5 protein-coding genes and 1 pseudogene are annotated in these 11,527 nt (G+C 59.4%); 4 read left to right on the forward strand and 2 right to left on the reverse strand.

The genetic code is table 11. The annotated features are described in order from the left end of the window. Positions 1-16: 16 nt before the first annotated feature. The 3 genes and pseudogenes from MOV76_RS35870 to MOV76_RS35875 all read left to right on the forward strand — a co-directional run bounded on the left by MOV76_RS35870 (position 17) and on the right by MOV76_RS35875 (position 8,739). Positions 17-7,507 (forward strand): beta strand repeat-containing protein, encoded by a 7,491-nt coding sequence (locus MOV76_RS35870; RefSeq protein ID WP_408988007.1) that lies wholly within the window; start codon positions 17-19, stop codon positions 7,505-7,507. 398 nt (positions 7,508-7,905) lie between these two features. Next, positions 7,906-8,180: pseudogene (locus MOV76_RS40395) on the forward strand (hypothetical protein); the annotation flags it as partial. A gap of 325 nt (positions 8,181-8,505) precedes the next feature. Then, complete coding sequence (locus MOV76_RS35875) at positions 8,506-8,739, forward strand: hypothetical protein (protein ID WP_247266326.1); 234 nt, start codon at positions 8,506-8,508, stop codon at positions 8,737-8,739. Positions 8,740-8,877: 138 nt separating this feature from the next. Here MOV76_RS35875 and MOV76_RS35880 read toward each other — a convergent pair whose 3' ends face one another. Beyond that, positions 8,878-9,801 (reverse strand): hypothetical protein, encoded by a 924-nt coding sequence (locus MOV76_RS35880; protein WP_247266327.1) that lies wholly within the window; start codon positions 9,799-9,801, stop codon positions 8,878-8,880. Between the two features lie 241 nt (positions 9,802-10,042). On the opposite strand from MOV76_RS35880, the gene MOV76_RS35885 reads away from it, so the two are divergent. After that, on the forward strand, positions 10,043-10,600 hold the full coding sequence (locus MOV76_RS35885) for an Imm63 family immunity protein (RefSeq protein ID WP_247266328.1): 558 nt from the start codon (positions 10,043-10,045) through the stop codon (positions 10,598-10,600). Between the two features lie 53 nt (positions 10,601-10,653). Here MOV76_RS35885 and MOV76_RS35890 read toward each other — a convergent pair. Further along, positions 10,654-11,527, reverse strand: an 874-nt coding sequence (locus MOV76_RS35890) for an ATP-binding cassette domain-containing protein (protein ID WP_247266329.1), incomplete at its 5' end; no start/stop codon positions are given.

The following is an 11,527-nucleotide window of genomic DNA, read 5'->3' on the forward strand; positions in this document are numbered from 1 at the left end:
CGCCATCGCCGTCGGCATGGCCGGCGACCTGACGCTTGATGCCGGCAGCGGCGGGAGCGTCGATATCGACACGCTGCTTGCCGCAGGCGCGCTCCTCATCGATGCCGGTCGTTTCCAGGCCGACAATGTCAGCGGCCACGGAGCCGTTACCATCACCGCCGATACATCGGTCACCGGCCAGCTCCTTGGCGCGGGCGACGTCTCGGTCACGGGTCCGGCCATTCAGGCCGGCGCCATCGTCTCCGGTGTCGATTTTGCCGCCACCGCCCAGTCGACCAATGGCGACATCGCGCTGGGGCAGACCGGCGATCTCACGCTCAAGGCGACGGCCACCGATATCAGCGCCGGCAACCTGCTTGCCGCCGGAAGTGTCGATGCTAGCGCAGCGGGTGATGTCAGCGCCAATGTCGTTGCCCATCAGGACATGACGATCGTTGCCGGCGGCTCGATCGATCTTACCGGCCAGTCGCTTGCCGCCGGCAACGCCAGCCTCTCGGCGCGGGATATCACCGTCGATACTCTCGTTTCCGGCCTCGACTTCGCGGCCACCGCTGCATCCGCCGGCACGCTGAAGCTCCAGCAGACCGGCAGCATGAGCCTTGCTGCCAAAAGCGGTTCGATCACGGCCGGCAACGCCCTACTGAGCAGCGGCGCTCTTTCAGCCAGCGCAAGCCAGAATATTGCCTATAACAAGCTCCAGAGCCTCAGCAGCGCTGCGCTCACGGCGTCGGGCGGCCAGATCAGCTACGGCAATCCCACCCGCACCGCCGGCAACCTGACGCTCACCACGACCAATATCGATCTCTCCAATGGCCGGGCGAGCAACATTGCCACCGGCGGTACGCTGACGCTGAACGCCGCAAGCGCCAACCTTGCCAACAGCAGCCTCACTCTCGGCGGCCTGGCTCTCGATCTCTCCGGCACGGCCGATCTCAGCGGCGCCCGGGTCAATGCCATTACGACTGCCGGCGGTTCGGGCGATATCGCCATCAAGGCGCGTGGTCTTACCACGACGGCCGGCACCGCGCTGCTCGCCGCCAACGACCTGACGCTGACACTGCCGTCGCTGACCAATGCCGGGCAACTGGCAGCCGGCAACGATCTCACATTCAACATTGCCGATAACTTCACCAACAGCGCCACGGGCCTCGCCTATGCCGGCAACGACGCCAGCCTCTTCGTCGGCGGCGTGCTCACCAACAATCAGGGCGCCATCCTCGCCAACCATGACCTTCAGATCGCCGGGGTGGCGGCCGGGCTGAGAAACACTGAAGTCACCAATATTTCCGGTCTCATCCAGGCCGGAAACGACATGTCGATCCTGACCAGCAACCTGACCAACCAGCGGGCCGCCACGCCGCAATGGACGACCGGGACGCTGGTGTCTTCAGGCGTCGTCAGCGGTTTCACGCTGAATCCCGTTGCCGCCGGCCTGCCGTTCGGTTACCTCGAGACCGCAGATCAGAACATGTACCAGCTCTATGCGGGCGTGGATCCGGGGCTGTGGCAGGATTATCAGCCGCTGCTCTGGTCGAAGGCGACGCTTGCCGACGGCACGACTTACCGCGCCTGGACCTGGATCTCAGCCGACGGACCGGAGAAGGTCGGGCCGATCATCGACTGGATCAGGGACCGGGTGCCGAGGGACGCGAACGGCAATCCCGTTGTCGATCCCAACAATCCGTCGCGCTATTTCATCGTCGACGAGGTGAATTTCAGCGGCTCGGACGAAAGCACCACCTACTCATGGGATTGGTCGTCCCATCTCAGCCAGTCAGTCTACGAGGACCGCTTGGTCGGCACGCTCAGCCCGGAAGCGACGATCCGGGCGAGCCGCAACCTTTCGATCGACGCCACGAATCTCAGCAATGCCTACAGCTCGATCGAGGCCGGCGGCAACGCGACGCTGAAGGGCTCAACGCTGACCAATACCGGCGTGAGCCTGTTTCGCACGACGACGACGACCTGCCAGGCGCAGGGCGCCTGCACGGCCTATGATGCCAATGGCAACGCCAATCCCTCGAAGAACATCGCCAACGGCACGACGATCGTCAGCTCCGTCCAGGCGATCGGCGGCGTCTCGGCCAACATCAAGGCGGGCGGTGCCCTCTCCGTCAACTTCGGCAGCGTCAACAATACGTCTGCGGCCGGCTCGATGGCAGGCGGCGCCAGCCTGGCGGCATCAAGCAATCCCGGCGATCCGCTTTCAGCGCTCAACGGCCTGACCGCCGGCGGTGCGTTGTTCAATGTCAACGCGGCGCTCGGCGGCGTCACCGCCAATGGCGGCACCCTGCTTACCGGGCTCGGCAATATCGCCGACCGCATCCGCGTCGACGGCAAAGCCCTTGAGGCCGCCGCCAAACCGCAATCGGGTGGCGTCGACGGGAACATACCCCACCAGATATTCCTGTTCGAAACCCGCGGCGACTTCCTCGATGTCAGCAAGTTCTACGGCTCCGGCTATTTCATGCGCGAGATCGGCTACGTGCCGGAGACGACGGTTCCGTTTCTGGGCGATGCCTATTTCGAGAACCAGCTGATCGACACGCAGTTGCGGCAGCTTGTCGGCGAGGGGCTCGGCAGAAGCACCTTCATCGCCGGCAATGACGCCATCGAGCAGATGAAGACGTTGCTCGACAACGGCGTCACCTATGCCCAGGATAACGGCCTGGCTGTCGGCCAAGGGCTTACTCCCGAGCAGGCGGCGGCCCTCACCAACTCGATCGTCCTCTACCAGTGGCAGACTGTCGACGGCATCCAGGTGCTTGCTCCTGTCGTCTACGTCGCCGCCGCCGACCGGCAGAAGCTTAGCGGCGCCGGCGCCGTCATGGCGGGCGGCTCGGTCGATATGAATGTCGGCAATCTCGACAATTCCGGTCTGATCGCATCCGCTGGCGGCCTTACCGTCTCCGGCAGCTCCATCCAGGGCAGCGGCACGTTCCTGTCGCGCGGCGACACGGCGCTCAATACCACCAACGGCATCGCGCTGGCGGCCCAGACGATGACGATCGGCGGCCAGAACCTCGTCAATACCTATGCCGGCGTGACGGCAGGCGGCAATCTGCTGCTTGCCGGCGGCAGCGGGGATCTCGCCCTCACGGGCGTCAAGGTCAATGCCACAGGCAACGCCTCGCTCACCGGCAAAAACGTGACGCTGGCTGCAGCCAAGGTTGACAACGCAGGCCAGCAGAATGCCACCGGCACCCAGGTCGCCAGCGGTAAGGCTCTGTCGATCAAGGCAACCGACAATGCCAACGTCATCGGCAGTTCCGCCAAGGCGGGAACGACGCTTGACGTGACCGCCGACAAGGGCTCGGTGGCCGTCGTCTCGACCGATGTCGCCCGCAACAACCAATCCGGCTACACCAGGACCCTCTCCACCGACCAGCAGCAATCGCAGCTTTCCGCCGGCACGAACACAACGATCAAGGCCGGCGACGACATCCTGCTCTCTGGCTCCTCCATCCAGGGTGGTGACAATGTCGCGCTGAATGCCGGCGACGATATCAATATCACTGCCGCGCAGGAACAATCGGCCTCAACTTTTGGCAAGAAGTCCGCCTCGTCGATCACCCATGTCGGTTCGGAGATATCGGCCGGCGGCGATCTCTCGGTCACCGCAGGCAATGGCAGCGGCGATCACGACCTCAACATCGTCGGCAGCAAGCTCGCCGCTGACGGCAAGGTCGGTCTCAAGGCCGACGGCGACGTAACGATCGCCGAAGCCACCGACACCGCAACCCTCGACGCCAAGCTCAGCACCAAGGGCGGGTTCCTCGGCAGCAGCGAGAAGACGACTACGCATCTGGAAACGACGACGGCCGTCGGCTCCGCCATCATAGGCGGCGGCGGTGTGGACATCACGTCGGGCAAGGACACGGCGGTCTCGGCCTCGAAGATCGAGGCCGGCAACGAGACCGCCGCCGCAGACCTGAACATCACCACCGGCGGCGACCTCGCCATCGCATCCGGCAAGGACACCAGCGCCAAGGATGACAAGGGGTCGCGCAGCGGCTTCCTGTCCAAAGGCTCGTCCAGCTACAAAAGCTACGACGAAACGACCGTCGGCTCGCAACTGAGCGCCACCGGTGACATCAATCTCGACGCAGGCAAGGCAGCAGTCATTGCCGGTTCAAACGTCGATGCCGACGGCTCGATTAATGTGGCGGCCAACAGTGTCTCGATCATCGGGGCGCAGGAGGCGCACGAACTCGAGGAGCAGCGCAAGAAATCAGGCTTCGGCGTAGGCGGCGGCGGCGGCTTCATTTCGATCTACGGCAGCCAGCAGAACAAGGGCGCACAGTCCTCGACCCTCAATGTCGGCTCCGCACTTTCCGCCGGCGAGGACGTCAACCTGACAGCCCGGGCAACCGACCTGAACATCATGGGCTCGTCCGTCGATGCCGAGCGCGACATCAACCTGTCTGCCAAGCGCGACGTCAACGTCACACCAGGGGCAGAAGGCTTCTCGCAGTCCGAGCAGGAGAAGAAGTCCGGCTTCGGCCTCTCCTTCTCTGCCGGCAATGGCGGCATCTCCATAGGCATCGGCGCGCAGACGAGCAAGGACAGCTCGTCCCAGCAGTCGGATACCAATGCGGCTTCGACGCTGTCCGCCGGCCGCGATCTCAACATCTCGGCCGGCAATAATGTCAATCTGCAGGCCGCGCAGGCCTCGGCCGAGCGCGACGCCAATCTGTTCGCTGCCAACGACATCAATCTTCTGTCGGCTGCGGACGAGACCAACTACGAGGAGATCCACGAGAAGACCTTTGCCGGCGTGACCCTCAGCGTCTCCAGTCAGGTGAGCCAAGCGGCCAGCAGCATCATGAACTCGGCCGAACGCCTTGCCGGCGACAGTCGCGTCAACGCGGTCACCAACACCACGATCGCAGCCCTCGGCTTCTACCAAGGCTACAAGAACCTCAAGGATGCCTATCAGCAGTTGACGAGCGCCGATCCTAAAGCGAAAGGTCTCAATTTCTCGGTCTCGCTGTCGGCCGGCGTCAACCATCAGGAAAACAGCTCGTCCTCATCATCCTCGACGCCCGTCGTCGCCGATATCCACGCCGGCCGCTCGATCACCCTGGAGGCGCAGAACGGCTCGATCACCAGCGATGGTGCGCAGATCGCGGCCGGCTACGACAAGTTCGGCCTGCCCACAAACTCCGATGATCCGCTGGCCGGCGACATCGTCCTGTCGGCGAAGAATGGCAATATCAATCTCAATGCAGCGACGGGCACGTCCGATACATCAAGCCAGAACTCCTCCTACAGCGTCGGCGTTGGCGTCAAATGGGAGTGCGGCACGAAGTCGAAGTGCGTACCTGACGTCGGCGTCAACGGATCTTACGGCAAGGGCAATGACGGCACGACCGGGCTGACGAATTACAACACCCATGTCAACGGCACCGGCGACGTCACCATTCTCACCAATGACCTCACTCTGAGAGGCGCCACCGTCACCGGCAATTCGGTGACCGTCGATGTCCGCAATCTGACGGTCGAAAGCCTGGTGGACACGGCGACTGCAGAGGCTCGCCAGCTCAACCTCTCCGGCTCGATCGGCACGGACGGCTTCAGCGCCTCCGGCGCGACGCAGAAGGCGGCGGGCGATGCCGCCATCGTTTCCGAGCAATCCGGCATCCACGCAGGAACAGGGGGGCTCGATCTAATCGTCGACAAGAAGACGACGCTCGTGGGCGGCCTACTCACCAGCCAAGCGCCTGCGGAACTGAATCATCTCGAAACCGGCACGCTCGAAGTTTCCGACGTCGATACCCATTCGCGCTGGAAGGCCGACACCTATGGCGCCTCGATTGGCTCCGGCGGCTTGAGCCTCGCAAAGGTGAACGACGGAGAGAGCGAAACCGGCAAGGCCTATTCGGCCATCGGCGGCAACATCGGCATCACCGTCACCGATCCCGAGCACCAGACGCAGGATATCGGCACGATCCGCCGCGACACTGACAATACCAACACCTCGCTGCCCGGACTGCCGGACCTGCAGAGCATCCTGCGCGATCAGTACAAGACGCAGGCCGATCTGCAGGAAGCGCAGAAGACCATGGCGGGCTTAGTCGGTGACATTGCCAGCGAACTCTACAAGCAAGCTATTCGGAACCAAGACCAAGCCGGAATGGACTATTGGAAGGAAGGCGGCGCAGGTCGTGCGCTGCTGCATGCCATCGGTGGCGGTATCCTTGGTGGCGTCAATGGTTGGGAGGGGGCGATCAAAGCCGCTCTGGGCGGTGCTGCGACTACATTGATGGCGCCGGCCATCGCCGAGCTCGTCAAGGGCATGCTCAAGGGAACAAAATACGAAGGAACGCCCGAAGGCGACGCGCTTGCCAAGCTGATCGGCGCAACCCTTTCGGCTGGTGTTGGCGTAGCGGTCGGTGGCGCTGAAGGCGCCGGATACGGTGCGGCGAACTATCAGTACAACTATCTCAAACACGCTGAAATCGAGTTGGGAGACAAGCTGAGAGCGGAATGTACCGGGGGTGATGATAAAGCCTGCGTGCAACTGGATCAGTTGCACGAGATCGACGAGGCACGCGACGATCAGTTGGAAGCTTGCGAAGGAAATTCATCGGCCGCTTGTGAAAAAGCTCGTTACGACGTCCGACAGGCAGCTGCCGAAATGTTCGAAGCTATCGCAACCGCCGACGGTCCCGTCAGCCTTGTCGACCAATTCATGATGATGAGAACTATCTCACAGGCTGTTGCTTATTTCGATCCTAAAGACCCTAATCAAGGCAGCATAACTGCTGCGCAATGGGACATCCTGAAGTCGAATGATGTTGACGCTGCCGTGGGCGTGTTGGCGGAAGCATTCAGGAAGGGTGACACCCAGGGGATGGTGCTTGGTTATCAGATCTTAGTTTTGAATAAATCCATCGCTGGCTTGCTAATCGCGGTGGATGCAGCCGGTGTTCCCGGTAGCAGTTACAAAGGTTCGGTCAAGACCATCACAGCGTCGAATGGTACGGTGGTCAAGGTGCCGGAGGGTTATCAGTCCCTGTCCGCCTCAGAAGCCGCCTTCACCGACGTGGTCGGTCTGCCCACAGGATTCGTCCGAGTGCGCGACGTAGACGGAAATGTTGTTTTTGCCGGGCCAAACGGAGCAATCTATAATGACGTAGCGGCTGCTCAAAAAGCTGCCGCTACTCCAGTCCCAAAACCGCTAAGTTTTGCCAACGAAGCTAAGTTAGACGTCCATTTCGAGAAGCATGGAGCAGAATTTGGAGTAAATAGCTCGAGTGAATATCTGCAGGTGGGAAGGGATATTCAGCGTTACGGTGAGAAGGTCGAATATTTGTACAAAGGCGAATTGCGAGAGGGTTATGTGCAATTCATGGGCAATACCTCGAAAGGGAAGGCAAAATTCGGCTTCGTTGGGACGAACGCGAACGGCGACATCACTACGATTCACGTAGAAAGCGGAAATAGCTTTTGGAAAATGCTAAATGGAGATCCAATGGACAAAACGATAAGGCCAATAAATTGATTTATTCTGCGCTAATCGAGAAAATAGGAAATGATATCGAAGAAGAGGTTTCAGTCCTCATTTGTGAGGAGAGGCTAACTTGCTTCGCGAGTTATATGCCGTATCCAATACATGTCGGAGAAGTATATCAAGTAGAACTAGTTGCGGTTGTGTTGAATGAGTATATTATTGAAGAATCTAACGATGAATTGCCGTCAATTTTTCGGACGGGAACAGACTACTCATACTTATTGACTGGCGTGTTGGGCGACGGAAATATTAACTGTAGATCAATAACTTTTTTTGATGACGTTCTCTCTGAGGATTTTGGGTTTCTCCGCGGAAAAATGGTTTCGTGGAAAGTGGATCGACTCGATATTTGTTTCTTGGAATAATATAGTACTCGCTACAAAGGCCACGGCGATCTCGACAATTCCGGCCTGATCGCATCCGCTGGTGGCCTTGCCGTCTCCGGCAGCTCCATCAAGGGCAGCGGCACGTTACTGTCACGTGGCGACACGGCGGCTCAATGCCACCAACGGCATCACGCTGGCGGCCCACGATGACGATCGCTGGCCAGAACCTCGTCAACACCAATGCAGGAGTGACGGCAAGCGGCACTCTGCAGCTTGCCGGCGGCAGCGGCGATCTGGCGCTGAAGGGCGTCAAGGTCAATGCCACAGGCAACGCCTCGTAACCGCTGTTCCGGCCCCACGTTGCCCTCGCCATCCTAATCTGTGATCTTCTTTCCATGGACGAGCAATGGAAGTTTCTCCATGGAGACTACATCGGAGCTTCTCACAACCAGGAAGTCTGGACGTGAGCTTCAACGTAAGCGGCATCGGTTTAACGGCGCTGCGTAGCGTAGCGCCAAAGCCGGGCTGTTTCTTGCGCAGAGGGCGAAAGTGTTTCCCTTTGTGAGGTCTTTTTCCCGTAACCGGTGTTCCGCTCCCACGTTGACGTCGCGGCCCAAATGAACTCAAACTTGATCTGAAAGAGTTGCGCGAGATGGTGATCCGATGAATATCGCCCCTATTCGCTTCACCAAGATCGGCCGCGAACTCAGGCTCATAAAGGCTGGGTATGAAGGGGGTGTGGTTCCTGAAGCTCGCGACGGCTGGTATTGGTGGTTACGCACGTCGGCAGGTCGGTTCGCGGGCTCCGCCGGAACCATTGAAGGAGCAAAAAGCTCCCTCGGCTTCTTGATCCACAAAATCGAGAATGGCGAAGACCCAACCTGGAGGCTGGTCTGACCATCGCTTAGGCTGCCGTATCTAAAAAAAATGGCAGCCTAAGCCAGGGGAAATCTGATCCCGCCTTCCGTGTTGTCGCTTGATCATTGATGTTCGGCCTCAGCTCGAAATCAGTGCTCACGTTATCAACGCAAAACCTCATCTGAACCGAAGTCTTCTGACTAACTGTGCCCACCTCATTCGCAGTGAATTTGGCTCAAGTTCAGACCGGGTTGCCAGCATGAAATCGGGTAACGGTACGTTTGGCATGTTGTCATAGGCTTTAAGGATGGTCTCCAGTGGCGTCAGGGTCTGGTCGCGGTCCCAATAGACGATCTTCAACCATGTGGCCGCACGCTCATATTGGCCGACTCCCAACCATGTTTCCTCGAGATTGGCCCGCAACATTCGCTGCCCGGCCTCCAACAGGTCATTGTCGCCAAATCGCGCCCGCCCTAATTTTTTCAGACAGAGCGCATAGGCAAACGCCCGTGGCTTTAATGTTGTTTTGAGTGATGGGTTTTTCGGCTTTAGATGTCGCTCATATTCTTCGACTGCGGTGTCGTATTGACCAGCCTGGAGGCTGAACGCCATGAAATCGTCAAGAGTTCCGTCGACGAGCAGTCTCCGTGAACTATACGGCAGGCCCTTGATTTCCTGAGGAACGAAACGTTGGAGCTTGTAGTCAAACTTGTCGACACCGAGTACTTTGGTAAAGCCGGTTCGCATGTATTCAATCTCTGCATCCTGAGCGGTTTTCCACGATGCTTCGTCGTTTCCTTCACCGTGCATCCAGCGACCAAGGGCCTTAGCCCAGTGCAAAGTCCTGCGGTGGGAACAGGGAAAAGGACCAAACCTTTCCTCTTCTTTTCCCTCGATGGCCTTGTCCAACCATCGGAGCGCCCGTGGAAGAACGGGTGCTATTTGCTTGTCATGACGCACCAGCCAGGCTGAGATAACATCGTTGATCTCATGCACCGCAACATTCCCCATCGGCATCGCGGGATCGTATTCGGCACGAAGTGCGCGGGCGATAGTGCCGCCCATCACCTCCCGCGTTCGAATGGGATTGAATTTTTTCAAAGCTGTCTCCGCTTATTGGGAATGGTTCGAAACCTTCGCTGGCACCGAGTTCTTGGGCTGTGATCGCCTTTCCATGGACGAGCAATGGGAGTTTCACTGTAAGCGGCGTGCCGCTCGCACCTTGACTGAATCTTATAGGCTATGTCGGTATTGGACGCGGCAACTCGCGCCAACAGATGACATTGCGACAGGGGCAAATAGTAAGAGAAAACAATTGACGTTGTAACAAAGAGGCCCGTCTATGCCAGCAAAAATTACGGCTACGTGCCTATGTCGAGCGGTTCAGATTTCGTGTGGCAATCCAGTGGGGCCTGGCGGTTATTGTCATTGCGAAGATTGCAGAAAATCCACAGGGAGCGCCTTCGGGGTTAACATTCCATTTGAGATGAGCGAATTTCGCGTTGTTTGTGGTGAAGTTGGCGCATTTACAAAGAGTACGGATGCTGGCAATGAGCTGACCCGACATTTTTGCGTGAACTGCGGATCGCCGCTATACGGCACTTCGCCTCAGTATCCGGGGCGAGTCTACGTTAGAGCGGGTGTCATCGATCAGCCAACTTTGCTTGAAGAGCGTGGCGTCGAACTGGAGAGAGTGAAATGCTCGTCAATCGACGATGTTTTGTATTTTCTATTTTCGGACATAACGCATGACATGGCTTCCAGCCATGCGGCCACGCATGGCAAGCCAGGCACGGAATTCAGAAGGCTTATGTTTCAGGAGCAGCTTAGGCTATTTGGAACTCGCGTCAAAGGAATGGCGGCTAAAAAGAGAATTGGAAATCGAGGAAGTCTTGCGTAAGCCGTACAACGACGGAATCACCTGATCTCAAATGCGATACCAAGTACCCTCAATCACGCATGCGCTTCCCTGCCGCGATAGACCTCCGGATCAGGGATCGGAACCGCGGCGATCAGCGCTCTTGAGTAATCATCCCTCGGGTTCTCGAAGATGTCCCGCCGTGTGCCGGTTTCGATGATGCGGCCGGCGCGCATGACGGCGACGTTATGGGACATGCGCTCGACCACCGCCATGTCGTGGGAGATGAACAGATAGGCGAGCCCCATCGTTTCCTGCAGTTCGAGCAGCAGTTCGAGCACGCGGGCGCGGACGGAGACGTCAAGCGCTGCGACGCTCTCATCGGCGACGATCAGCTTGGGCTCCAGCGCCAGCGCCCGGGCAATGCAGATGCGCTGGCGCTGGCCGCCTGAAAATTCGTGCGGGTAGCGCGTCGCCGCATCAGGCGTCAGGCCGACCCGGCGCAGCAGTTCTGCGACGCGGTCCTGCCGTTCGCTGTGGTTGCCGATACCGTGGATGACCATCGGTTCGCCGATCGCCTTGCCGACGGCCATGCGCGGGTCGAGCGAGGCATAGGGATCCTGGAAGATCATCTGCGCCGAGCGGCGCACGGGCCGCATCTCACGCTGGCTGAGCCCGGCGATGTCACGGCCGTCGATCAGGACGTTGCCCTTGAAGGGGATGAGACCGAGCACGGCCTTGCCCGTCGTCGATTTGCCGGAGCCGCTTTCGCCGACGAGGCCGAGCGTTTCACCCGGCAGGATATCGAAGGAAACGCTGTTCACGGCTGCAACCGGCGGCTTGCCCTTGAAAAACCGGCTTGCGGCATTGCCATAGGTGACGGTGAGGTCGCGCACGTTCAGCACCGGCGTGCGGTGCGGATGCAGCGTTTCGACGGCGCGCTGGGTGATGCGCGGCGGACGGTCGGTG

Origin of the sequence: Rhizobium sp. PRIMUS64 (genome assembly GCF_023006465.1) — a bacterium.
GTDB classification, from domain to species: domain Bacteria; phylum Pseudomonadota; class Alphaproteobacteria; order Rhizobiales; family Rhizobiaceae; genus Rhizobium; species Rhizobium leguminosarum.